Consider the following 22,861-nt stretch of genomic DNA (forward strand, 5'->3'; position numbering starts at 1 on the left):
GGTTCGCCCTGCGTGCGGCCCCCGGCGGCGGCGCGGCACTGCCTGACCCCGAGGACGCCGAGTCGGTGCGCCGGCTGTGGCAGGAAGGCCTGTTCGCCGAGCGGGCGGCCCTGCTGGGCGCGCTGCGCACCGGCACGCCCGCACGCGCGCGTGAACTGCTGGCGTCGACCTGGCCCACGGAGCGGGCAGAAGACCGGCTGATGTTCCTCGACTCGCTGCGCACGGGCCTGTCCGCCGCGGACGAGCCGTTCCTGGAGCAGGCGTTGGGCGACCGCAGCCGCAATGTGCGGGCGACGGCGGCGGAACTGCTGTCAGCGCTGCCCGCTTCGGCGCTCGCCGCGCGCATGGCCGTACGGGCCGCGGCGTGCGTGGCCCTCGACCGTACGGAGGACGCGCCGGTGATCGTGGTGGAACCGCCGCTCGAGTGCGACTCCGGCATGGAGCGTGACGGTGTGGCGAGCACGCCCCCCGCGGGCAGAGGGGAACGGTCATGGTGGCTGGGGCAGTTGGTGGAGTCCGCTCCGCTCGGCACCTGGCCGGGACGGCTCGGCGGACGGACGGCGCGCGAGATCGTGGCACTACCGGTGACGGACGGCTGGCGGGACGAGCTGCACGCGGCCTGGTGCCGGGCCGCGGTGCGGCAGCGGGACGCCGAGTGGTCGAGGGCGCTGCTCGGCTCGCCGTCGGCGCCGGAGGCCGGCGGGCCGGGCGCTGTGTCGCTGGCCGAGCGGGCGAAGCTGCTGGCCGCCCTGGAACCGGCGGAACGGGCGGACTGGGTGGCCGGGTTCATCGCGACACATGGCCTGTCGGAGGCGTTCCAACTGCTCGGGGTGTGCGCGGTGCCCTGGGCCGTGCCGCTGGGCCGGGCGGTCGTCGACGCGCTCAACATCGCGCGCGATGCGGGCAGTTACCCGTGGAGCTTCAGCGGCGTGATGGGGCTGGCCGAACGCTGCCTGGATCCCGCGGAGGCCGTCCGGCTGGAGGGGCTGCTGGCGATACCCGACGAACGGGAGGACGCCGCGCCGGGGGCCGGCGGGTACTGGGCGGAGGCGTTCCAGCGGCTGGTCACCACGTTGCGGTTGCGGGCGGACATGGCCCGCGAGTTGGCCCCGGACCAGCCCCCGCTCATCCAACCGTCGGTTCAGCCCCCGGACGCAGCCGCCTGACGGACGTTCTCCCGCACCCACTCCACGATCGACGCGGTCGTCGCACCCGGCGTGAAGATCTCCGCGACGCCCTTCTCCTTCAGCGGCGGGATGTCCTCTTCCGGGATGATGCCGCCGCCGAAGACGAGGATGTCCGCGGCGTCGCGCTCCTTGAGCAGGTCGATCACCGCGGCGAACAGCGTGTTGTGGGCGCCGGAGAGGATGGACAGGCCGATCGCGTCGGCGTCCTCCTGGATGGCGGTGTCGACGATCTGCTCCGGCGTCTGATGGAGCCCGGTGTAGATGACCTCCATGCCGGCGTCGCGCAGGGCGCGCGCGATGACCTTGGCCCCGCGATCGTGGCCGTCGAGCCCCGGTTTGGCGACCACCACGCGGATCGGACCGGCTGCCACACCCATCACTGCCTCCATCAAACGACCACGGAAGCGATCGCTTCCATCCGTAACGACAAGTACCGCACTTTTGGCGCGTCCCGCCACCGCCGCGAAGTGAACGAACGTTATCTCCAGCATCCCGCAACCGGCAGTTTTACGGTGCGCAGCGAGGGGGAAATCACATGATGGGACATGAGGGCACACGGGGGATCGAGCCGTCCTCGGGTGTGCCGACTGGAGGTCGGCCATGAAGGTCACCGGGGTAATGCCGCTCTTCCTCCCGTTCTGCCGCCGGCTGTGGCCCGGCAGACTGACCGGACTGTCCGTTGCGCTGCTGAAGGCAACCGCCCTCGAGGCCGCGATCCTGGCCGGCCATCTCCTGCTGTATCCGACCGGCCTCACCCAGGAGCGCCACTCCCCCGCCCCGCCCACCCAGGGCGGCACCGCCCAGCTGCCGGTCCGCTCCGGCCCGCCGGTGGTGCTGCTGCACGGTTTCATCGACAACCGTTCGGTGTTCGTGTTATTGCGCCGCAACCTCGCCCAGCACGGCGGACAGCGCGTCATATCGCTCAACTACTCCCCGCTGACCTGCGACATCCGCGCCGCCGCCGAACTGCTCGGCCGGCACATCGAGGAGATCTGCGAGCGCACCGGCAGCGACCGGGTCGACATCGTGGGGCACAGCCTCGGCGGGCTGATCGCCCGCTATTACGTGCAGCGCCAGGGCGGCGACCTGCGGGTGCGCACGCTCGTCACGCTGGGTACGCCGCACTCCGGGACCAGTGCGGTACCGCTGGCCAACGCCCATCCCATCGTGCGCCAGATGCGGCCCGGTTCGGGGGTGATCGAGGAGCTGGCCCGGCCCGCGCCCGGCTGTCGTACGCGGTTCGTCAGCTTCTGGAGCGACCTGGACGCCGTGATGGTGCCGCTGGAGACGGCCTGCCTGGAGCACCCCGATCTCGACGCGCAGAACGTGCGGGTCACCGGCATCGGACATCTCGCCCTGCCCGTCCACCCCGCCGTCGCGGCCGGGATACGCGAGGCTCTCGACACGGCGCACCACGGGGACCGCACGGCCGGCGGTCTGACGGTGGCGTGACGTGACATGCGGGTGACGAACAGCCGTCACACATCGAACGCCAATCGAACTCTCGGCCAAACTCATGCCTGGCGCCCCCGAAACACCGCCGAATGCCCGTTTCCCGCCAACGCGAAACCAGCTGAAGATTGTCGCGCCCAGGTACCGGCGGGTACAGTCGCCGCACTGCTCTGGCAGCCCCTGTTGTCGAGGCGAAAGAGAAGTTGGTGAACGATCGTCACCCGTCGGGGGTCATGACGACCCCGGCCCGGGCTTCCGACGCCTCCGCCGCGCACTACGCGCCGTACGGAAGCCATGAAGCCCCCTACGGTGACTTCACCACATACGGCGACTACGGCACCACCGGTTTTCCGGACGGCACCGGTTCCTTCTCCACCGACCCGCTCTTCGGCAGCCTGCCCGGTCGGCAGGGCACCGGCGCGTACGACACCACGCAGTGGCAGACCGGCCCGACCCCGCACTACGACCCGTACGCGGCCCACCATGCCGCCTACGGCTCCGGCGTCCACGACGCCACCGCCTGGACGGTCCCCGCCCAGGCGACGGGCCATGACATCAGCGGCCAGTGGGACGCGACCGCGTGGCTGCAGCCCGACCAGTCCGGTGTCGCCGAGCCGACCCAGCAGTGGGAGTGGGGCACCCAGACCTTCGAGTCGGGCACGTACGACGCCACCCAGTGGAACTCCGGCGGCCAGGCCGTGCCCGCGCAGGCGCAAGCTGCCGAACCGTTCGACCAGCACGCCACCAGCACCTTCGCACAGGTGCCGTACGAGCAGCGGGCGCCGTACGAGGACCAGGCACCGTACGAGGACCAGGCGCTGTACGCGGACGGGACGCCGTACGAGGACAGCGTCTTCGGTGAACAGCCGTCCGGGGACGACGAGTCAGGTGCCACGGGCGTACTGCCCGCCGCGACCGATCTGCTGGACGACCAGGAAGAGGCCACTCCGGCGCCGGCGAGCCGCGCCGGCTCACGCACCGCCGCGCGTTCCCGCCGTCGTACGCCCGCCAAGCGCTCCGCGCTGCTGACCGTCGCCGTGCCCTCGGCCTGTGTGATGGGGGTCGCCGGGATCGCCGCCGCCTCGGTCGGCGCCCTGACCGACGACAGCACGGACACCACCGCCTCGGACGCGCACGCGGTCAAGCCGTCGGTCGCCAACAGCAAGCTGGACTCCCAGCTCACGACCCTCTCCGCCGGCGCCGAGAACTTCGCCGACCGGGCGAGCCGGACGCAGGAGCGGATCGACCTCAAGAACCAGCAGGCGCAGGAGAAGAAGAAGGCGGCCGCGGCGGCCGCGCTCAAGGAGCGGATGCGCCCGAAGTTCGTGCTGCCGGTCACGCAGAAGGGACTCAGCGCCTACTTCGGCCAGGCGGGCGTGAACTGGATGTCCGTGCACACGGGCATCGACTTCCCGGTCTCCTACGGCACCACGGTGATGGCCGCGACCGACGGCGTCGTCTCCACCAAGTGGAACAGCGCCTACGGCAACATGATGATCGTGACGGCGAAGGACGGCACGGAGACCTGGTACTGCCACCTGTCCAGCTACCAGGTCTCCTCCGGTACGAGCGTCAAGGCCGGCGAGCCGATCGCCTACTCCGGCAACTCGGGCAACTCCACAGGCCCGCATCTCCATTTCGAGGTGCGTCCCGCGGGCGGGGCGGCGATAGACCCGTTGCCGTGGCTGCGGAGCCACGGACTCGATCCGACCTGAGCATCCAGCGGGCCCTCGCCGACGGCGAGGGCCCTTTGACTTACAGCTTCTCCACCGGCGCGTACCGCAGCAGCAGGCGCTTCGGCTTGGTGTCGCCGAAGTCGATGGTCGCCTCCGCGTTCGCGCCTGTGCCCTTCACGGCGACGACCGTGCCGAGCCCGAACTGGTCGTGGGTGACCCGGTCCCCGACGGCCAGCGCGACCACCGGCTTCTCCGCCGTGCGCCGCGTGGCGAACCCGGACGCGCCCGACGCCGAGGAGCGCGAGCGGGTCGAGGACAGCGAGGCCGCGATCCCGGAGGCCGGTCCGGAGGACACCGGTGCCGCCGCTCCCGTCCGCTTCCACTCCACATGGGCGGGCGGGATCTCCTCCAGGAAGCGGGAGGGCGGGTTGTACGACGGCTGGCCCCAGGCGCTGCGCATCGCCGAGCGTGTGAGGTAGAGCCGCTCCCGCGCGCGCGTGATGCCGACGTACGCCAGGCGCCGCTCCTCCTCCAGCTCCTTGGTCTGGCCGAGCGCGCGCATGTGCGGGAAGACTCCGTCCTCCATGCCGGTCAGGAAGACGACCGGGAACTCCAGGCCCTTGGCGGTGTGCAGGGTCATCAGGGTGATGACGCCGGAACCGTCCTCGTCCTCGTCGGGGATCTGGTCGGAGTCGGCGACCAGCGCGACCTGCTCCAGGAAGTCGGCCAGTGTGCCGGCCTCTCCCTCCCCGCGCTCCTGCTCGAACTCCAGGGCCACGGCAGCCAGTTCCTGGAGGTTCTCGATGCGGGTCTCGTCCTGCGGATCGGTGGAGGACTGCAACTCGGCCAGATAGCCGGTGCGTTCGAGTACCGCCTCCAGGACGGTCGCGGGTCCGGCGCCGGACTCGACGATCGTACGGAGTTCCTCCATCAGCGTGTTGAACCGCTTGACGGCGTTGGTGGAGCGGGCCGCCATGCCATAGGCCTCGTCCACGCGCTTGAGCGCCTGCGGGAAGCTGATCTTCTCGCGCTGGGCGAGGGCGTCGACCATCGCCTCGGCGCGCTCGCCGATGCCGCGCTTGGGGACGTTGAGGATGCGGCGCAGCGGGACGGAGTCCTCGGGGTTGGCAAGGACGCGCAGGTAGGCGAGGACGTCCCGGACCTCCTTGCGCTCGTAGAAGCGGACACCGCCGACGACCTTGTAGGGCAGGCCGACGCGGATGAAGACCTCTTCGAAGACACGGGACTGGGCGTTGGTGCGGTAGAAGACCGCGACATCGCCCGCCCTGGCCTCGCCCGCGTCGACCAGGCGGTCTATCTCGTCGGCGACGAACTGGGCCTCGTCGTGCTCGGTGTCGGCGACGTACCCGGTGATCCGCGCGCCCTGGCCGGCGTTGGTCCACAGGTTCTTCGGGCGGCGGGACTCGTTGCGCTCGATGACCGCGTTGGCGGCGGACAGGATGGTCTGCGTGGAGCGGTAGTTCTGTTCCAGCAGGATCGTCGTCGCGTTCGGGTAGTCCTCCTCGAACTGGAGGATGTTGCGGATCGTCGCGCCGCGGAAGGCGTAGATCGACTGGTCCGCGTCACCGACGACACAGAGTTCGGCGGGCGGGAGATCGTACTCGCCGGGCGGGGTGTCGCCCTCCTCGGCGGAGCGTTCCCCCGTGCCGACAAGTTCCCGTACCAGTGCGTACTGGGCGTGGTTGGTGTCCTGGTACTCGTCCACCAGGACGTGCCGGAAGCGGCGGCGGTAGTGCTCGGCGACGTCCGGGAAGGCGCGCAGCAGGTTGACCGTCGTCATGATCAGGTCGTCGAAGTCGAGTGCGTTCGCCTCGCGCAGCCGCGACTGGTAGAGCGCGTAGGCCTGGGCGAGGGTCTTCTCGAAGCCGTCGGCGGCCTGGGCGGCGAAGTCCTCCTCGTCGATCAGCTCGTTCTTCAGGTTGCTGATCTTCGCGCTGAACGACTTCGGCGGGAAGCGCTTGGGATCGAGGTCCAGGTCACGGCAGACCAGAGCCATCAGGCGCTTGCTGTCGGCGGCGTCGTAGATCGAGAACGACGAGGTGAAGCCGAGCTTCTTGCTCTCCCGGCGCAGTATGCGCACGCACGCGCTGTGGAAGGTCATCACCCACATCGCGTTCGCGCGCGGGCCGACGAGATGCTCGACGCGCTCCTTCATCTCGCCGGCGGCCTTGTTGGTGAAGGTGATCGCGAGGATCTGGCCCGGGTGCACATTCCGCTCGGCGAGCAGGTGGGCGATGCGGTGGGTGAGCACACGGGTCTTGCCGGAGCCGGCGCCGGCGACGATGAGCAGCGGGGAGCCGGCGTGCACGACCGCGGCGCGCTGGTTCTCGTTCAGCCCCTCCAGGAGGGCGGCCGCGTCGAGCGCGGGGCGCGGGGCGCCGTCGCGGTAGTAGGCGTCCCGGTCCGGCGGCGCGTCGAACTTCCCGCCGAACAGATCGTCCGGAAGCGGCTCCGGAGCGTGATCGTCCTCGGGCGGTGGCGGTTGCTCCTCCTCGTGCCCGCGAGGGGTCTGGAGGTCCGCCAGGAAGCTGTCGTCAAAGAGGCTGCTCATCGCTCTCCGAGTCTAGGGCGCCCCACCGACAACCGGTCGCCGTCCCCGGAACATGGCCGGTTCGAGCGAGAGTTGATCTTCACAGCCGCCGCAGAGCCCATCTCCCGCTCACGCTGCGGAACGACCCGATGACACAGCTGTGAAACCGCCCCCAGGTCACAAAAATGTATCGGACATATCACGCACCAACCTTCACAGGAGTCACACGAGTTGGCTAGCGTGCGATCGGGCCGTACGACCCCTACCGGCGAACCTCGCCGGGCCGCACGGCCTCCGCCGAGTCCGGCGTGCCCGCGTGGCGCCCGGAGCCGGGGACCCACCGATCCTGGGGTGAATCGGCCGACTCCCGCCCGGGACGACGCCGTAGGGCAACCCTTCCGAACCGCCGCCCGAACCCGACAGCTAACCCGGTAGGCGGCCCATTGGAAGGAGTCGCCTCCCTTGGCGTCGCATCGCAAGCCGCGCCCCGGCGGGACCATCGGGGCGGGCCTCCGCACCCCCGCCCTCGCCACCGCCGCCCTCACCTCCATGGCCGTGCTCTCGCAGAGCGCCGAGGCCGCCCCGGGAACCGATCACGCCAAGCCGAGCCTGGAGGAGGTCGAGAAGAAGGTCGACGACCTCTACCGCCAGGCCGAGTCGGCGACTGACAAGTACAACGCGGCCAAGGAACGCACCGGCAGACAGCGGGGACGCGTCGACGCGCTCCGCGACGACGTCGCCCGGCGCACCGAACGCCTCAACAAGGCCCGCGAGGAGCTGGGCTCCTTCGCCGCGGCCCAGTACCGCTCAGGCATGGCCGCGCCCCCCACGGCCACTTTCCTGCTCGCGGACAACCCGCAGGACTACTTCGACGAGAGCCAGCTGATGAACCGGCTGACCTCGCGGGAGAAGAGCGAGGTCGACGCCTACATAGGCGAGCAGGCCGCGACCATGAAGAAACGGCGGGAGGCCGCGGAGAGCCTGCAGACCCTCACCGATTCGCAGCACGACCTGCAGACCGCCAAGGCCACCGTCCAGAAGAAACTCGCCTCCGCGCGCGAGCTGCTGTCGCAGCTGACCGCCCAGGAGAAGGCGCGGCTGGCCGAAATCGAGCGGAAGCAGCAGGAGGAAGCGGCGCGCAAGGCGGCCGAGCTGGCGAAGCGGCAGGCCGAGCAGCAGCAGGCCGGCTCGTCGTCGTCCTCGTCCACGGGGTCCGGATCCGCTTCTGGAACTGGTTCTGGTTCTGGTTCGTCGACGGGCTCCGGCTCGGGCGGCTCCTCGACGTCCGGCTCGTACGACACGAAGGCCGAGAAGGCGATCGCCTTCGCCCGCTCGCAGATCGGCAAGCCGTATGTGTGGGGCGCCACAGGGCCTGACTCCTACGACTGCTCGGGCCTGACCCAGGCCGCCTGGAAGGCCGCCGGGGTCACGCTTCCGCGCACCACGTACGACCAGGTCAACGCCGGCACCACGGTCTCCCTGGCCAGTGCCCGGCCGGGCGACCTGGTCTTCTTCTACGACGACATCAGCCACGTCGGCGTCTACATAGGCAACGGCATGATGATCCACGCCCCGAAGCCGGGCGCGTACGTCCGCGAGGAGTCGATCTACTACGGCGGCGCATCGATCATCCACAGCGTGGTCCGACCGGGCTGACCGTCGCCGGGCTCGGGGTACGTGCCGGCCTTTCGTGCTCCACGCGCGCGTGGGCCGCAAGAACACCGGTACGCACGCGTGGCGGTGCTTTTGCGCTCCACGCGCGCGTGCCCTTCCCGGGCAGGGATCACTCGGCTCCCTAGCATCGGCGCATGCCCGGCATCTCAGGTCTGCGTGCGTGGTGGGCGGACCGGCCTCCCGCGGCCGGGGCCGCCGTGATGGCGACCGGCGTCCTGTCGGTGGGCCTGCGTCTGACCGGCGCCGAGGCTCTCTCCCGGGTGACGTTGGCGATGGCCTGCGTCGCCTGGGTGGCACTGGCCGCCGACTTCGTCCTACGGCTGTTCGCCGAGCGGCAGCGCTGGGTGGTCGAGGCGGGCAGCCCCGGCGCACTCGCCGCCGTCGCCGCGACCACAGTGCTCGGCACCCGGATCTCGGCGCTGGGCCGGCAGACCCTGGCCGAGGCTCTGCTGGCGCTGGCGGCGCTGCTCTGGCCGGTGCTGCTGCCTCTGGTCGTACGGCACTGGAGGCGGCGCATGCCGGGAGCGGTGTTCCTGTGTTGTGTGGCCCCACAGGGGCTGGCCGTGCTGGCGGCCACGCTGGCGGCGGCCGAGAGCAGGGCGTGGCTCGCGCACACCGCACTGGTGCTGTTCTGGCTGGGTTTGGTGCTCTACGGCTTCGCGCTGGCCCACTTCGACGTGCGGCAGGTGCTGGAGGGGGCGGGCAACCAGTGGATCGCGGGCGGGGCGCTCGCGATCTCCGCGCTGGCCGGGGCGAAGCTGCTCGTCGCCGGGGACGATGCGGGCCTGTATCTGTGGGACGACGACGATCGCGGTGTGCTGCGCGCGGTGACAGTCGCGCTGCTCGTACTGGATCTGGCCTGGTATCTGGTGCTGCTGGCCGCCGAGGCGGTGCGGCCCCGGCTCGGCTATGACGAGCGGCGGTGGTCGACGGTGTTCCCGATGGGAATGACGGCGGCGGCACTGTCTGCCGCGACCGCCGTCGGTTTCCCGTGGCTCAGGTGGCCGGGACGGGTGCTGCTGTGGGCGGCGGTGGCGGTGTGGCTCGCGGTCGCCGCGGGTGCGGTACGCGCGGCCCGCACCGCCGGCGGGGACGGATGACCGTCAGGTCCACAGCACGGCGATGAAGATGTTCGCCGCGGTCAGCAGGCCGACCGTCCCGAACGCGCCCTTGTCGATCTTCTCCTCGTCGCGCTTCACATAGACGAGCCCGAGGATCACGATCAGCAGCGCCAGCTTGATGCCGATCTTGATGGTGTTGACGTGGTGGTGGTCGGCCTGGTTGAGGCCGACCAGGACCACGCCGGTGACCAGCATGGTCAGCGCGCCGTGCAGCATCCCGGGCACGAACCGGGCCGTGCCCTGGCCCATCGCCTTCATCTGGGTGAGGAAACCGCCGAGCAGCGCAGCGATGCCGATGATGTGCAGGCCGACGAAGAGATGGATGAGTACGTCCATGGGGCCGGAGCCTAATTCGTCGGTAACAGCCCCAGGGACGGCAGGGTGCCGTTCTCGGGATGTTCGAGTGGTGAGGGCTGGCACGCCTCGTCGGAGCTGGGCTCGCGAAGCCTTTGGTCAGACCGTGCGGTCGGTCCTCACGCTCGTGGTGGTGGCGGTCGGGTGGGCGTCGGGCGGATGCCTGTTGCGTGGCTGGCCTCGATGCCTCGGGTTAGACCGGAGGCGCCTGGCGTCTTCGCGGCCGCCACCACGAGCGGTGTTGACGCCCGGGACCCCAAGGCGTACGCGGGCTCATCACCGATCACCCGAGCCTCCGGCAAGAAATCCAGCGTCACCCGCCGACGCGTGAAGAACGACCGGCTCAACCACGCCGACTACCTGTGAACCTTCGCCGCCCTGACCGCCCCCGGATCCAAGACCCATTACCGCCGGCGACGCGACAAACACGGCGACCGGCACGCCTCGGCCCTGCGCAACCTGTTCAACCGCATGGTCGGCCGGCTCTGCCACTGCCTGCAGCACGGCGAGCACTACGACGAAGCACAGGCCTCCCCGTCCCCGCCGGGAACGGCTCGGGGCGACTGCCGCCGCCTGAGCCCAGCTTCTACTCCGGGATGACCAGGCCGAACTCGCGCAGTCGGGGCAAGCAGGCATCCAGGCAGGCCTCCACGGATACGGCGTCCGTGCGCACCAGGAGATCTTCGCGGAACGGGTTCCCGCTTGCCACGAACGTCCACGGCTTCACGCCGTCGCGCATGCGCTCGGCATCGGCCTTGAACAGCACCGTGACCCCCTGCTCGGCCAATGCTTCCATGACCCGCACCACGTCCACCGAAGCCCCCTTGCGTCCGTAATCGAACAGGCAGCAAAGCTACACGGGCATCTCAGCAACCGACTTGACAGCTCGGGGGGCGTGAGGCGCCTGGCCAGAGGCCACGCGCCTTGTGTCACCGGGCCCGGCACAGCGCCCGACGATCTTGCGCCGGCGATCTTGCATCGACCCTGGCTTCGGGCTCGCATATATGCGCCCCATAGCACCCCGCGCCTCCCGCCCGGCCCGCTTTCCGCGCTTCGGTCACCACGCTGTGTGAAGACGACGACTCTGGAACGGGGAGGCGGTCACATACGGTCACATCCCGGCCCGTCGGAGCCAGTTCCGCACACCCCGTTACCTGCTCGTCACAGGCGGGCTTAGCGTCCTCCCCCAGGTGACCGGCTCCCACCGCCGCCCGGGCCAGGGGCGGCAGTCGGCCACCACCGCCGAGAAAGGTCCGGCGGCGGCCCGCTTCCCCTGTGCGGGCCGTCACCGGACGTGACGTACGGACCACTCGGTCGGACCGCCCGGTCGGACCCCTCGGTCGTACGAGTCGTACGGAAGGACGTGACGGTCCAGGTGGCAGCGCACCGCAAGCCCCGACAACGCGCGATCGGTGGCCCTACGGCCCGGACGGCCGTCACTCTCGCCCTGGCGGGCACGGCCACCGCGACGGGGTTCGACGGGACGGGACACGCCGAGCCGCAGCTGACACCGGCACAGGTGAAGGCCAAGGTGGACCAGCTCTACCAGGCAGCCGAGACGGCCACCGAGAAGTACGACGGCGGGAAGGAGGAGGCGGACTCGGCGCAGCGACGGCTGAACGCGCTGCGGGACGAGACCGCCCGCAAGCAGGACAGGCTCAACTCGGCCCGGGACGCGCTCGGTTCGTTCGCGACGGCGCAGTACCGCGACGGCGGCTTCGCCCCGGCCGTGCAGCTCGCTCTGTCCGGCGATCCCGACCGGTATCTGGACGACACCGCGTTCGCGGAGTGGGTCGGCGACCGGCAGGCCACCGCCGTGTCGCAGGTGCGCGAACAGCTGCGGGAGATCGAGCAGTTGCGCGGTGCCGCGCGCGTCGAGCTGACCTCACTGCGGTCACGGCAGGCGCAGCTGAAACGGCAGAAGAAGACCATCACCACCAAGCTGGACGAGGCCCGGCGGCTGCTGGCCGGGCTCACCGCGCGGCAGCGGGCCGCGGTAACCGGTGACGGCGCCGCGCCGGGTCATGCCTCCCGGTCGGCGTCGGGCACCCGGCGGGCGCTGGACCAGTCGGGTTCGGCCACGGCCCCGAACGCCCGTGCTGCGGCGGCCATTTCCTATGCCTACGCCAAGCTCGGCAGCCCCTATGTGTGGGGCGCGGCCGGCCCGAACGCCTTCGACTGCTCGGGCCTGGTCCAAGCCGCCTACCGCTCCGCCGGTATCTCCCTGCCCCGCACCACCTACGCCCAGATCGACGTGGGCCAGCGCGTCTCCCGCTCCGAACTCCAGCCCGGGGACCTGGTGTTCTTCTACTCCGGGGTCAGCCACGTCGGCATCTACGTCGGCAACGGGCAGATCATCCACGCCCCGAACCCGTCGGCCCCGGTCCGGCTGGCCCCGGTCGACCTGATGCCGTTCGCGGGGGCGACCCGGGTGGCGTAGGGGGGGCCCGTACGGGTCAGACCAGTCGGCGGGCCGTCGCCCAGCGGGTCAGTTCGTGGCGGTTGGACAGCTGGAGCTTGCGCAGGACCGCCGAGACATGGGACTCGACTGTCTTCACGGAGATGAACAGCTGCTTGGCGATCTCCTTGTAGGCGTAGCCGCGGGCGATCAGGCGCAGCACCTCGCGCTCGCGCTGGGTGAGGCGGTCCAGGTCCTCGTCCACGGGCGGGGCGTCGGTGGAGGCGAAGGCGTCCAGGACGAACCCGGCCAGCCGCGGAGAGAAGACGGCGTCGCCCTCCTGGACACGGAAGATCGAGTCGACCAGATCGGTGCCGGTGATGGTCTTGGTGACATAGCCGCGGGCGCCTCCGCGGATCACGCCGATCACGTCCTCCGCCGCGTCCGACACGGACAGCGCGAGAAAGCGGACGGGCCGCTCGGTGTCCGCCGTCAACGCCGCGCACCGGCGCAGCACTTCGACACCGCCGCCGCCCGGCAGATGGACGTCTAGGAGGACCACCTCGGGCCGGGTCGCGGTGATGACCGTGACCGCCTGGTCGACGTCCGCGGCCTCGCCGACCACCTCGACCCCGGTTTCGGCGGTCTGCCCGATCTCGGCCTGGACGCCGGTGCGGAACATCCGGTGGTCATCCACGAGCACCACCCGTACGTGCCGTCCGCCGCCGCCTCCGGCAGCCCCGGCACCGGCCGTCTCGGCGCCTCCCGCCGTGCCGTTCGTCTCGGTCGCGTCGCTCATGACGTCTTCTCCGCCCTCTCCATCTCCAGCTCGACCTCCGTGCCGCCGCCCGGAACCGACCGCAGCCGGGCCGTTCCGCCGTTGCGCTCCATGCGGCCGATGATCGATTCTCTGACGCCCATGCGGTCGGCGGGTATCGAGTCGAGGTCGAAGCCCGGGCCACGGTCACGCACGGACACGAAGACCGTCCTTCCCTCGACTTCGGCATAGACCTGTACGGCGCCGCCCTCGCCACCGTACTTGGCGGCGTTCACCATCGCCTCGCGCGCGGCCTGCATCTGCGCGCCGGTCCTCTCGTCCAGCGCGCAGTCGCCGACGATGACGACCTCGATGGGCACCCCGTGCTTGTCCTCCACCTCGGCGGCGCTGCGCCGGACCGCCTCGGCGACCGTGTCCGGCTCGTCGGCCTCGTCTTTGCCGGTGCCCTCCGGCTTGTACAGCCAGGTGCGCAGGTCGCGCTCCTGGGCACGGGCGAGGCGGCGCACCTCGTTCCCGTTGTCGGCGTTGCGCTGGATCAGGGTCAGGGTGTGCAGCACGGAGTCGTGGACGTGGGCGGCGACCTCGGCGCGCTCCTGGGCGCGGATGCGCATCAGGCGTTCCTCGGACAGGTCCTGGGTCATGCGGACCAGATACGGGCCGGCGAGGAGCGTGATGCCGACGAGGACGACGAGGGCCGCCTGGAGGACCGCGCCGAGGTGGGCGGCCGAGCCCTGCAGCACGAAGATGGCGGAGACACCGGCCGTGACGAGCAGGACACCGCCGGCCGCGCGCAGCAGGGTGAGGGTGCGGCGCCGGCGGCCGACCTCGACCCAGCGGGCCCGGCGGGCGTTGTCCGCCTGGCGCCAGACGAGGGCCACACCGGCCGCGACGAGTACCGCGGGCAGCAGATACGCCTTGGCCGCGCTGCCCAGGTTGACGCTGCCCACGAAGACCATGGACACGATGACCATGAGGAGCAGTGCGACGATCTGGCCCTTTTCGGGCCGGCGGGCCAGGAGTCTGCGGCGGCCGTCCGGCGCGGTCGCGGTGCCGACGAGCGGCTGCTTCTGCTCGCCGACACCGCCGACGCCGAGCGGGACCCAGAACCAGAACGCCGCGTACAGCAGCGCGCCGAGGCCGTTGGCCATGAACAGGCCGACGAAGGCGAGCCGGACCCAGATGACGGGCAGCCCGAGATGCCCGGCGAGGCCCCGCGCCACTCCGCCGAGCCAGCGTCCGTCGCTGCTGCGGTAGAGCTTGCGCGGCGGCCGCGGGTCGTCGACTGGCAGGCTTGCGGCTTCCGGCATGCCAACGATGGTCACATGGCCGGCGGGGCCAGGCATCAGGGTCGGCCCCCGAGACGCCCCTGATCTTCCGCGGAGCCGGGTCGGGGAGCACCGGAGCGGGGCGGTCAGGTGCCGCTCGAACGGTTCCCGGCCCCGTCTCAGGGCCGATTTCAGGGTTCGCCCAGGGTCGTCCCGACTGCCGCGGCGGCGGCCGGGCGGTCACCATGGACGCATGACGGATCACGAGCACGCCGCGACGGGTCCGGGACCCGGCCCCGGCCCGCGCCCGGCCCCGGGCACCGGACCGACGGATGCCGCGCCCGCCGCGACGGGGAAGACGGGAGCGGCCGGCGTCGGCACCGACTCACATGCCGGCGAACAGCGGCGGGACCAGGACCAGCCGGCCGCCGAGGCCCCCGAGCGGTTCCGGCGCGACCGCCGGCACAAGATGATCGCGGGCGTGTGCGCGGGCCTCGGCCGGCACACCGACATGGACCCGGTGATCTTCCGCATCACCCTGGCCGTGCTGTCCGCGACCGGCGGCATCGGCCTCATCTTCTACGGCTTCGCCTGGCTCCTCGTGCCGTACGAGGACGAGGAGGAGAACGAGGTCCGCAAGCTGCTGACCGGCCGGGTCGACGGCCAGGCGCTCGCCGCCGTGCTGTTCGCGCTGGTCGGCTGCGGAGTCTTCCTGACCATGCTGAGAAACGGCGGGGTGCTGGCCTTCGCCGCGGTGCTCTCCCTGCTGCTGGCGGGCGCCGGGTACTGGTCGCGGCGCCGGGGCGCCCCCGACCCCGACCCGCTGTCCGCGCAGGCCGCCGCCGACGCCCCGCCGGAGGCCAAGGCGCCGCCGGTCGTCGCCATCTACCCGTCGTGGTGGCGGGACCCGATCGTCAAGGACGGCACCCACGTCGGCGGCACCGGTTATCTGTGGGGGCCCGGCGACAGCCGGGACCGGGACATCACCTCGGTGGTCGACGTCGGCATCGCCACCCCCTGGACCCACCCCGGTTCCATACGGCCGCAGCCCGCCGTGCCCCCGAGACCGCGCGGCCCGCGCTGGATCGGCGGCTGGGTGTTCCTGCTCGCCCTGGTGGCGGGCGGCCTGGGGACCCGGCTGACCTGGGACACGCATCCGCTGGGCACCAGCTTGCAGACCGGTCTGGCGTGCGCGCTGGCGGTGTTCGGGCTGGGTCTCATGGTCAGCGCGTTCCTGGGGCGTACGGGAGCCGGGACGGTGTTCCTGGGGATCGTCACGGCGGCGCTGCTCGCCGGGGCGTCGGCCATGCCCAAGGACATCACCACCCACTGGAGAGACACCTCCTGGACGCCCGCCGCGACCGCGCAGATGCGGCCGGCGTACGACCTCGGCACCGGGCGCGGCACTCTCGACCTGAGCCGGGTGCGTCCGGGCAAGGGAGGGACGGTCGCGACGGACGCCCACGTGGGTGCGGGACAGCTGAAGGTGATCGTGCCGGCGGACGTGACCGTGCGGATGAAGATCGATGTGGGCGTGGGCGACATCCGGTTGCCCGGGGAGAACGGGAACGGGAAGGACGTGGACGTGCAGCCGGACAGACACAAGAGCGTGACGCTGGCTCCGGCCAAGGGCGCCAAGGACGCGGGCACGCTGGACCTCAGGCTCGGCGTCGGTCTGGGAGAGGTGGAGGTCAGTCGTGCTGCGTCATGAGTTCCAGCCCGGGAGGCTGGTCGCCGGGCTCTTCCTCACTGCCACCGGCGTGGTCTTCGCGGGAGACGCGGGCGGGCTGTGGGAGACGCCGTGGTTCGCGGTCGTGCCGCTGATCGTGGGCGGCCTGTGCCTGGCCGGTGCCACAGCGACGGTGGCACGGGGCATACGCAGACGGGGCGGCACGGAGAGCGGCTAGGCAGTGCGGCCCGGATCGGGCAGACCCTGGCTGGTGTTCGGCCCCTGGCGGACGTACAGGCCCTCCAGGAGCGCGGCCAGAGAGCGGCGGGCGGTCTCGGCGCGGGCCGCCGCGGGGGCACCGTGGACGTTCGCGGCGTAGGCGACTCCGCACATCAGCGGGACCAGGCCGGTGGCGGTCAGGTCGGCGCGCACCACTCCGTCGTCGCGGGCCTAGCGGTAGCCGCCCAGGCGCTGTCGGCGTCGTGCTCGCCAGGCGGCGTCGACGGAGAGGTAGGGGGCACCGGCGAGGATCAGAGGGAGCCAGGCCATCAGGTAGGCGAGATCGTTGCCGTAGTAGTAGGGGGTCGTCGCCCAGCTCACCGTCATCCACAGGCTGAACGAGATCAGGGCGCCGCCGAGCGCGGCCAGCCGACCGAGCAGACCGAGCAGGGTGCCGATGCCGACGGCCAGTTCACCGAGGGCGATGCCGTAGCCGAAGCCCACCGGGGCCTTCAGGGCCAGATCGACGAGGGCCGGAATGGCTGCGGAGTCGCGGGCGGCATGCATGGTGTCGCCGATGGACCCGGCCCCGCCGGACTTCAGGAAGGAGCTACTGGTGAGCTTGTCCAGGCTGGCGTAGATGAAGGTGACGCCGAGGAAGACGCGGAGCGGCAGAAGGGCGTAGTGGGCGGCGGTGTCGCGCCAGCCGCGCGGGCCGTTCAGCCGGTTCATGTCCGTGTCGGTCCGCATACCGTGAGTCATCATCGCCAGCCGCCTCTCGCCCGCCGTCCCGCCCCTCACCTGACCATACGTACGACCGGGGGGCGCAGTTCAATCCCATCCCGGACGTTTTTCCGGATTTCGGGTCCGCGTGCGACCCCTGGCGCGAGGGATGTTTCAGTCGGTCACCTGGACGATGCACCGGTTGGTGGCCACCCCGGCCGCGGTGACCACTTGCACCTCCACCGCCCCGGGCTCAACATCGGCCGGTACGGGCACGGTCAGAGTGGTGTCGGTGGGGTTGCTGAAGCCGCCCGTGACGGGGACCAGCGGCACGTGCACGTCGACGGTGCCGATGCGGACCACCATGCGGGAGAGCCGGTCGGCGCTCTGGGCGCCGGGTGGCACGAAGCCGGCACCGCGGATCTCGATGTCGTCGCCGGTGCGGATCGGTCCGTCCAGGTCGCCGGGTTCGCGGACGCGGACCACGGAGAGGACGACCGGGCGGCCGCCCTCGGCGTACTTGCCGGCGAGGTAGGTCGCGGCCGAGACCAGTACCACCACGCCCAGTCCCCAGGGCAGGTCGGGCAGCTGGTCGGGGCGGCGGGCCAGCCGTACGGCGGCGAACAGCAGGGCGACGGCGCTGATGGCGACGTACTGGATGTCGGCGAAGGCGCCCCGGCCGGAGTCGTCGGTGAGCAGGTCGGCGGCGCGCGGCCGGTGCGCCGGCACCTTCTGCAGCCGCTGCGCGAGGACCCGCAGGCTCACCACCCGGCGGACCAGGACGGCGATGCCGCACACCACGGCGAGCACGGTCACCACGCCCGCGCCGCGTGCCAGGTCGAGGCCCGAGATCAGCGCGTCACGTTCGGCGTGGCCGGACGCGCCGGCCAGCCGGGCGGCCAGCAGCAGAACGGAGTAGCCGACGAACAGCACCCAACAGGCGGCCACCGTACGGGAGGTGGACATCCGGTTGTCCTCGCCGATCACCGGGGCCAGCACCCCGCCGCGCGCCCGGTGCAGCCAGGAGGCAGCGCTGAGCGTGCCGGCGACGACGAGCCCCGCGGCCAGGGCCGCAGTGCGGGCGCCGGTCCAGCCCGCGCCGACGGCGGTGAGCGCCTCACCGAGCAACAGCGCGAGGACCGTGCCCCACACCGCGCACACCGTGCGCCGCCACAGCCGGGCGAGCCGGGCCGCACCCTCCGCGCGGCCGCGTTCGGCGACGGACTCCGCCCGCTGGGTCAGTTCCTCGGACACCCACTGGCGGGACGCCGAGGCCGAGTGCGCCACGGCCGCCGGCAGTCCCTGTCCGGCCGCGAACTCGTCGCGCCGGCGCAGAAACGCGGCGACGGCCCGCCGGTGTCCCTCCCGGACGCCGTGCGGACAGTCCCCGCAGGTGCAGCCGCCCCCGTGCATCCCCTCGGCATCCGTGCCCAGTCCCGCCTCCTGCACCGCCACGCCCGGCGCCCTCCTTTCCCACGACTCACCGGCCCGGTCGGCGGCCCTGAGACAGAGGGCCTCGCCGCCGTGCAACTCCCTTGCGTCGACAGCGAATTGTGCCCTACGACAAGCCGTCCGGGACCGTCGGGCCGGGTCACGGCGGGTGAACTACGGGCCGCCGTGTTGACCCGGCTGCGAGAATTCCCTTATGGCCGAGATCATCCAGCGGGACGGGACCTGGGCCTTCGACGGCAGCACGATCCGGATCACCCCCGGACTGCACCGCTGCGTGCCGCTGTTCCGGCAGACGTACGGGGAGATCTCCGTGCCCCTGGAAGCGGTCTCGGACGTCGTCTACGAACCCGAGCGCAAGCGCGGCCGGCTGCGGATGCGGCTGCGCGAGGGCGCCGATCCGCTACTGCAGGCGACGGGCGGGCGGCTGCCGGACCCGGCAGACCCCTACCGGCTGACGGTGGCCGCGGACCGCGGCGGGGTCGCGGAGTACGTCGCCGAGGAGATCCGGCACGCCCTGCTCCTCGACCGGATCCCCAAGGAGCCCACGGCCGCCTATCTGCTGCCGGGCCCGCCGGTGCCGGTGTCCGTGCGGTCCTCCGACGGCACGGTCTCCTTCGACGGCACGCAGGTGCGCATCGACTGGGCCGACTCCTCCGACCGGGTCAAACGCGCGACCGGCCCGCGGATCATCGCCCTCCGCGATCTGGTGCAGGTGGAGTGGCTGCCCAACTCCGGGTTCGAGGACGGCTTTCTGCGGTTCGTGACCCCGGAGACGGTGTTCTCCAAGCTGCCGCCCGAGCGGGACCCCTACACCCTGGATCTGTGGGGCAGTGTGCGGCGGGATCTGCTGACCGCGCTGGTCGCGACGGCCGTCACCGCCCGGCTGCCGCATCCCTTCGTCCGCGCGGGCGGCGCCGGCGACGGCCGGGGCCGGGAGCGGGCGCTCGTACCGGCGCAGACCGACCACCATGACGTACTGCTGCGCCGGCTACGGGAGTTGGGCGAGCTGCACCGGGGTGGAGTGCTCACGGACGAGGAGTTCGCGAGGACCAAGGCCGCCGTGCTCAGAGGCTTCAGCTGAGCAGGTCCGGCCGCCCGCGCGCCTCGGGTCAGCTGAGCAGGTCCGGTTCGCTGCGGCTGATGTCCTGCCACAGGGGCTGGTAGTTGATCCAGGCCACCAGGTCGCCGCCGAGCTGTTCGCGGGTGGCGACGGCCAGCTTGTGGTCGATGAGGACCGGGCGGCCGGCCGCCTTCGCCAACAGCTGCACCTGGCAGGACCGCTCCATGGACAGGAACCACCAGGCGGCCGCGTCCACCGAGTCGCCGACGGTGAGCAGTCCGTGGTTGCGCAGCACGAGCGCCTTGCGGGAGCCGAGGGCGTCGGCGATCCGGCGGCCTTCCTCGATGTCGACGGTGACGCCGGTGTACGCGTCGTAGAGCGCCACGTCCTCGTAGAAGGCGCAGCTCTCCTGGGTGATGGGGTCGATCAGCTCGCCGAGCGCGGCGAGGGCGCGACCGTGCACCGAGTGGCAGTGGGCCACGGCGACGACGTCCGGGCGGGCGGCGTGGACCTGGGCGTGCACGGTGAACGCGGCCTGATTGACGTGGTAACGGCCCTCGACTACCTGCCCGTCCTGGTTGGCGAGGACGAGATCGCCGACGGTGACGTGCTTGAACGGCATCCCGAACGGGTTGACCCAGAAGCAGTCGGTGTGCTCGGGGTCGCGAGCGGTGATGTGGCCGGAGACCCCGTCCTCGAACCCGGCCCGCCCGAAGATCCGCAGGGCGCCGGCGAGCCGCTCCTTGCGGTGCCGGCGTTCGTCCTCGACCGAGTCGTGCATCGGCGGCATGGCGAACTGCAGCTGGTCGGTGGGCAGCGGCAGGGGCGGGGTTTGCCCGTGCATAGGTCCTCCAGCGGGGAAATTGCCGTACGAGCCGGAAGTTACCGCCGGTCAGCGCAAAAGGGCAGAGCTGTTTTGTAAAGATGACGTACGCGACGGAATCACGACAGAGGCTGTCTGGATTGCGGGTGAGACTGGCCGGTATGACACATGTGAACTGGGCGGCCTTCAGCACCGCGGCACCGGAGATGGCGGCGATCACCGAGAAGCGCTTCGGCACCTTCCGCCACCACGTCCTCGCGACCCTGCGGAGGGACGGCTCGCCGCGCACCTCCGGTCTGGAGGCCGACTTCCGCGCCGGCGAGCTGTGGCTCGGCATGATGGCGGACTCGCTGAAAGCCCTCGATCTGCGCCGCGATCCGCGCTTCGCGCTCCAGGCGAACCCCGGCGAGGGCACGGACATGGCCGGCGGGGACGTGCGGATCAGCGGGCGGGCGTACGAGGTCGAGGACGGCGCCACCAAGACCGCGTATGTGAAAGAGGTGGAACCGCCGCAGCCGTTCCACCTCTTTCGCACCGAGCTGACGGAGGTCGTACGGACCTACGTCGAGGACGAGAAGTATCTGGTCGTCCAGGTCTGGAAGCCCGGAGAGCCCGTGCGCACGATCAAGCGCACCTAGGGCCTGTCCGGCGGGCAGGCCCTGGGGCCTACTCCCACTCGATGGTGCCCGGCGGCTTCGAGGTGACGTCGAGGACGACCCGGTTGACGTCCCGGACCTCGTTGGTGATCCGGGTCGAGATGCGGGCCAGGACGTCGTACGGCAGCCGGGACCAGTCGGCGGTCATGGCGTCCTCGGAGGACACCGGGCGCAGCACGATCGGGTGGCCGTAAGTGCGGCCGTCGCCCTGGACGCCCACGCTGCGCACGTCCGCGAGCAGGACCACCGGGCACTGCCAGATGTCGCGGTCGAGGCCGGCCGCGGTCAGCTCCTCGCGGGCGATCGCGTCGGCGTCGCGGAGCAGGTCCAGACGCTCCTTGGTCACCTCGCCGACGATGCGGATGCCGAGGCCCGGGCCCGGGAACGGCTGGCGCTGGACGATCTCCTCCGGCAGGCCCAGCTCCTGGCCGACCATCCGGACCTCGTCCTTGAACAGCTTGCGCAGCGGCTCGACCAGCTGGAACTCAAGGTCCTCGGGCAGGCCGCCGACGTTGTGGTGCGACTTGATGTTCGCGGTGCCGGTGCCGCCGCCGGACTCGACCACGTCGGGGTAGAGCGTGCCCTGGACCAGGAACTCGACCGCCGGGCCCTCGTCCGCGATGATCTCGGCCTGCGCCTGCTCGAAGACACGGATGAACTCGCGGCCGATGATCTTCCGCTTCTCCTCGGGCTCCGAGACGCCCTTCAGCGCGGTGAGGAAGCGCTCCTCGGCGTCCACGACGACCAGCTTGACGCCGGTCGCGGCCACGAAGTCCTTCTCGACCTGCTCGGTCTCGCCCTTGCGCATCAGACCGTGGTCGACGTACACACAGGTCAGCTGGTCGCCGATGGCGCGCGCCACGAGGGCGGCGGCCACGGCGGAGTCCACACCGCCGGACAGACCACAGATCGCGCGCTTGTCGCCGACCTGCTCGCGGATCGCGGCGACCTGCTCCTCGATCACGTTGCCCGTGGTCCAGGACGGGGTCAGGCCCGCGCCGCGGTACAGGAAGTGCTCCAGCACCTGCTGGCCGTGCGTGGAGTGCATGACCTCGGGGTGGTACTGGACGCCGTAGAGCTTCCGCTCGTCGTTCTCGAACGCGGCGACCGGGACGACGTCCGTGGACGCGGTGACCGTGAAGCCCTCGGGGGCGGCGGAGCAGGCGTCGCCGTGCGACATCCACACGTGCTGCTCGGCCGGGGTGCCCTCGAAGAGCGTGGAGGACGTCTTGGAGACGTGCAGGTCCGTACGGCCGTACTCGCGGGCGCCGGTGTTGTCGACCGTGCCGCCGAGGGCCTGCGCCATCAGCTGGAAGCCGTAGCACATGCCGAAGACGGGGACGCCGGCCTCGAAGAGCGCGCGGTCGATACGGGGGGCGCCCTCCTCGTACACGGACGAGGGGCCGCCGGACAGGATGATCGCCGCCGGGTTCTTGGCGAGCATCTCCGCGACCGGCATGGTGCTCGGCACGATCTCGCTGTAGACCCGGGCCTCGCGGACGCGACGGGCGATGAGCTGGGCGTACTGCGCGCCGAAGTCGACGACCAGGACGGTGTCCGGGGTGGCGGCAGTGGAAGTCGCTGATGACACGGGGTGCCTTCTGGTGGTCGGGCGAGGGTGTGTGCTATCGAGTCTAACGGTGTGGACAGGAGGCCTTCCCCTGGACTTCACCGTGGCATACTGCTCTCCATGCTCACGCACTCGACCTTCGTCTTTACCTATGGCAACCGGCCCGCCGGCTGCCATGGTCGTGCTGCTTGAGCCAACCGCCAAGCGACTTCCCAGGCGCCCCGGGCCGACAA

The 22,861-nt window shown here is 71.3% G+C and carries 21 protein-coding genes, 1 pseudogene and 1 riboswitch; of the genes and pseudogenes, 11 read left to right on the plus strand and 11 right to left on the minus strand.

The window, feature by feature from the left end:
* Window positions 1–1,166, plus strand: a 1,166-nt coding sequence (locus M878_RS65305) for a DUF5691 domain-containing protein (protein WP_023547292.1), incomplete at its 5' end; no start/stop codon positions are given.
* On the opposite strand, the gene icmB is transcribed toward M878_RS65305, so the two are convergent.
* Entirely contained in the window at window positions 1,142–1,564 is a 423-nt protein-coding gene (gene icmB, locus M878_RS65310; RefSeq protein ID WP_023547293.1) for a coenzyme B12-dependent isobutyryl CoA mutase small subunit, read from the minus strand. The two genes, M878_RS65305 and icmB, sit on opposite strands and share 25 nt — an antisense overlap.
* A 223-nt stretch (window positions 1,565–1,787) precedes the next feature.
* Here icmB and M878_RS65315 point away from each other — a divergent pair, with 223 nt between their 5' ends.
* Both M878_RS65315 and M878_RS65320 read left to right on the plus strand, forming a co-directional pair.
* On the plus strand, window positions 1,788–2,639 hold the full coding sequence (locus tag M878_RS65315; RefSeq protein WP_023547294.1) for an esterase/lipase family protein: 852 nt from the start codon (window positions 1,788–1,790) through the stop codon (window positions 2,637–2,639).
* Between the two features lie 206 nt (window positions 2,640–2,845).
* Window positions 2,846–4,354: a M23 family metallopeptidase gene (locus M878_RS65320; RefSeq protein ID WP_037730128.1), complete on the plus strand. Its 1,509-nt coding sequence runs from the start codon at window positions 2,846–2,848 to the stop codon at window positions 4,352–4,354.
* A gap of 40 nt (window positions 4,355–4,394) precedes the next feature.
* Here M878_RS65320 and pcrA read toward each other — a convergent pair whose 3' ends face one another.
* On the minus strand, window positions 4,395–6,887 hold the full coding sequence (pcrA, locus tag M878_RS65325) for a DNA helicase PcrA (protein ID WP_023547296.1): 2,493 nt from the start codon (window positions 6,885–6,887) through the stop codon (window positions 4,395–4,397).
* Between the two features lie 264 nt (window positions 6,888–7,151).
* Window positions 7,152–7,321: riboswitch (cyclic di-AMP (ydaO/yuaA leader) on the plus strand.
* Window positions 7,322–7,328: 7 nt separating this feature from the next.
* On the opposite strand from pcrA, the gene M878_RS65330 reads away from it, so the two are divergent.
* Complete coding sequence (locus M878_RS65330; RefSeq protein WP_023547297.1) at window positions 7,329–8,522, plus strand: C40 family peptidase; 1,194 nt, start codon at window positions 7,329–7,331, stop codon at window positions 8,520–8,522.
* A gap of 152 nt (window positions 8,523–8,674) precedes the next feature.
* Window positions 8,675–9,640, plus strand: a complete 966-nt coding sequence (locus M878_RS65335) for a tellurite resistance/C4-dicarboxylate transporter family protein (RefSeq protein WP_023547298.1) — start codon at window positions 8,675–8,677, stop codon at window positions 9,638–9,640.
* A gap of 3 nt (window positions 9,641–9,643) precedes the next feature.
* On the opposite strand, the gene M878_RS65340 is transcribed toward M878_RS65335, so the two are convergent.
* Window positions 9,644–9,997, minus strand: coding sequence for a hypothetical protein (locus M878_RS65340; protein WP_023547299.1), 354 nt, complete (start codon window positions 9,995–9,997; stop codon window positions 9,644–9,646).
* A 261-nt stretch (window positions 9,998–10,258) separates the two neighbouring features.
* Between M878_RS65340 and M878_RS96360 the strand changes: the two are divergent.
* Window positions 10,259–10,615 (plus strand): annotated as a pseudogene (locus M878_RS96360) (hypothetical protein); the annotation flags it as partial.
* On the opposite strand, the gene M878_RS65345 reads toward M878_RS96360, so the two are convergent.
* Complete coding sequence (locus M878_RS65345) at window positions 10,602–10,829, minus strand: hypothetical protein (RefSeq protein ID WP_023547300.1); 228 nt, start codon at window positions 10,827–10,829, stop codon at window positions 10,602–10,604. The pseudogene M878_RS96360 and the gene M878_RS65345 sit on opposite strands and share 14 nt — an antisense overlap.
* Window positions 10,830–11,390: 561 nt before the next feature.
* Between M878_RS65345 and M878_RS65350 the strand changes: the two genes are divergently transcribed.
* On the plus strand, window positions 11,391–12,455 hold the full coding sequence (locus tag M878_RS65350) for a C40 family peptidase (RefSeq protein WP_031225022.1): 1,065 nt from the start codon (window positions 11,391–11,393) through the stop codon (window positions 12,453–12,455).
* Window positions 12,456–12,471: 16 nt separating this feature from the next.
* Here the strand turns inward: M878_RS65350 and M878_RS65355 are convergent, their stop codons facing one another.
* Window positions 12,472–13,212: a LuxR C-terminal-related transcriptional regulator gene (locus M878_RS65355; RefSeq protein ID WP_023547302.1), complete on the minus strand. Its 741-nt coding sequence runs from the start codon at window positions 13,210–13,212 to the stop codon at window positions 12,472–12,474.
* A complete protein-coding gene (locus M878_RS65360) occupies window positions 13,209–14,534 on the minus strand; it encodes an ATP-binding protein (protein WP_031225023.1) in 1,326 nt (441 codons plus the stop codon). Before M878_RS65360 ends, M878_RS65355 begins: the two co-directional genes overlap by 4 nt.
* A gap of 175 nt (window positions 14,535–14,709) precedes the next feature.
* Between M878_RS65360 and M878_RS65365 the strand changes: the two genes are divergently transcribed.
* Window positions 14,710–16,167, plus strand: coding sequence for a PspC domain-containing protein (locus M878_RS65365; protein ID WP_023547304.1), 1,458 nt, complete (start codon window positions 14,710–14,712; stop codon window positions 16,165–16,167).
* Window positions 16,154–16,363 (plus strand): hypothetical protein, encoded by a 210-nt coding sequence (locus M878_RS65370; RefSeq protein ID WP_023547305.1) that lies wholly within the window; start codon window positions 16,154–16,156, stop codon window positions 16,361–16,363. The genes M878_RS65365 and M878_RS65370 overlap by 14 nt, the downstream gene beginning before the upstream one ends.
* On the opposite strand, the gene M878_RS65375 is transcribed toward M878_RS65370, so the two are convergent.
* The 3 genes from M878_RS65375 to M878_RS65385 all read right to left on the minus strand — a co-directional run bounded on the left by M878_RS65375 (window position 16,360) and on the right by M878_RS65385 (window position 18,522).
* A complete protein-coding gene (locus M878_RS65375; protein WP_023547306.1) occupies window positions 16,360–16,557 on the minus strand; it encodes a hypothetical protein in 198 nt (65 codons plus the stop codon). The genes M878_RS65370 and M878_RS65375 overlap by 4 nt on opposite strands.
* A gap of 18 nt (window positions 16,558–16,575) precedes the next feature.
* Window positions 16,576–17,106 (minus strand): DoxX family membrane protein, encoded by a 531-nt coding sequence (locus tag M878_RS65380; RefSeq protein ID WP_037730650.1) that lies wholly within the window; start codon window positions 17,104–17,106, stop codon window positions 16,576–16,578.
* Window positions 17,107–17,241: 135 nt separating this feature from the next.
* Window positions 17,242–18,522 (minus strand): hypothetical protein, encoded by a 1,281-nt coding sequence (locus tag M878_RS65385; RefSeq protein WP_023547308.1) that lies wholly within the window; start codon window positions 18,520–18,522, stop codon window positions 17,242–17,244.
* Window positions 18,523–18,712: 190 nt separating this feature from the next.
* Between M878_RS65385 and M878_RS65390 the strand changes: the two genes are divergently transcribed.
* The gene (locus M878_RS65390) at window positions 18,713–19,600 is read left to right on the plus strand and encodes a DUF4429 domain-containing protein (RefSeq protein ID WP_023547309.1); all 888 of its coding nucleotides are present in this window, start codon (window positions 18,713–18,715) and stop codon (window positions 19,598–19,600) included.
* A 28-nt stretch (window positions 19,601–19,628) separates the two neighbouring features.
* On the opposite strand, the gene M878_RS65395 is transcribed toward M878_RS65390, so the two are convergent.
* Window positions 19,629–20,423 carry a class II aldolase/adducin family protein gene (locus M878_RS65395; RefSeq protein ID WP_023547310.1) on the minus strand — a complete coding sequence of 265 codons (795 nt, stop codon included), beginning with the start codon at window positions 20,421–20,423 and terminating at the stop codon, window positions 19,629–19,631.
* A 140-nt stretch (window positions 20,424–20,563) separates the two neighbouring features.
* Between M878_RS65395 and M878_RS65400 the strand changes: the two genes are divergently transcribed.
* Window positions 20,564–21,040 (plus strand): pyridoxamine 5'-phosphate oxidase family protein, encoded by a 477-nt coding sequence (locus tag M878_RS65400; protein ID WP_023547311.1) that lies wholly within the window; start codon window positions 20,564–20,566, stop codon window positions 21,038–21,040.
* Between the two features lie 28 nt (window positions 21,041–21,068).
* Here the strand turns inward: M878_RS65400 and guaA are convergent, their stop codons facing one another.
* Window positions 21,069–22,649, minus strand: a complete 1,581-nt coding sequence (gene guaA / locus M878_RS65405; protein ID WP_023547312.1) for a glutamine-hydrolyzing GMP synthase — start codon at window positions 22,647–22,649, stop codon at window positions 21,069–21,071.
* Between the last annotated feature and the right edge of the window lie 212 nt (window positions 22,650–22,861).

Source organism: Streptomyces roseochromogenus subsp. oscitans DS 12.976, assembly GCF_000497445.1.
Classification (GTDB): domain Bacteria; phylum Actinomycetota; class Actinomycetes; order Streptomycetales; family Streptomycetaceae; genus Streptomyces; species Streptomyces oscitans.

Bases quoted from the DNA above. Each gene is read 5' to 3' on its own strand.
- icmB (WP_023547293.1), bottom strand. From the start codon at position 1,564: ATGGGTGTGGCAGCCGGTCCGATCCGCGTGGTGGTCGCCAAACCGGGG.
- M878_RS65315 (WP_023547294.1), top strand. From the start codon at position 1,788: ATGAAGGTCACCGGGGTAATGCCGCTCTTCCTCCCGTTCTGCCGCCGG.
- pcrA (WP_023547296.1), bottom strand. From the start codon at position 6,887: ATGAGCAGCCTCTTTGACGACAGCTTCCTGGCGGACCTCCAGACCCCT.
- M878_RS65335 (WP_023547298.1), top strand. From the start codon at position 8,675: ATGCCCGGCATCTCAGGTCTGCGTGCGTGGTGGGCGGACCGGCCTCCC.
- M878_RS65340 (WP_023547299.1), bottom strand. From the start codon at position 9,997: ATGGACGTACTCATCCATCTCTTCGTCGGCCTGCACATCATCGGCATC.
- M878_RS65355 (WP_023547302.1), bottom strand. From the start codon at position 13,212: ATGAGCGACGCGACCGAGACGAACGGCACGGCGGGAGGCGCCGAGACG.
- M878_RS65360 (WP_031225023.1), bottom strand. From the start codon at position 14,534: ATGCCTGGCCCCGCCGGCCATGTGACCATCGTTGGCATGCCGGAAGCC.
- M878_RS65365 (WP_023547304.1), top strand. From the start codon at position 14,710: ATGACGGATCACGAGCACGCCGCGACGGGTCCGGGACCCGGCCCCGGC.
- M878_RS65380 (WP_037730650.1), bottom strand. From the start codon at position 17,106: ATGACTCACGGTATGCGGACCGACACGGACATGAACCGGCTGAACGGC.
- M878_RS65390 (WP_023547309.1), top strand. From the start codon at position 18,713: ATGGCCGAGATCATCCAGCGGGACGGGACCTGGGCCTTCGACGGCAGC.
- M878_RS65395 (WP_023547310.1), bottom strand. From the start codon at position 20,423: ATGCACGGGCAAACCCCGCCCCTGCCGCTGCCCACCGACCAGCTGCAG.
- M878_RS65400 (WP_023547311.1), top strand. From the start codon at position 20,564: ATGACACATGTGAACTGGGCGGCCTTCAGCACCGCGGCACCGGAGATG.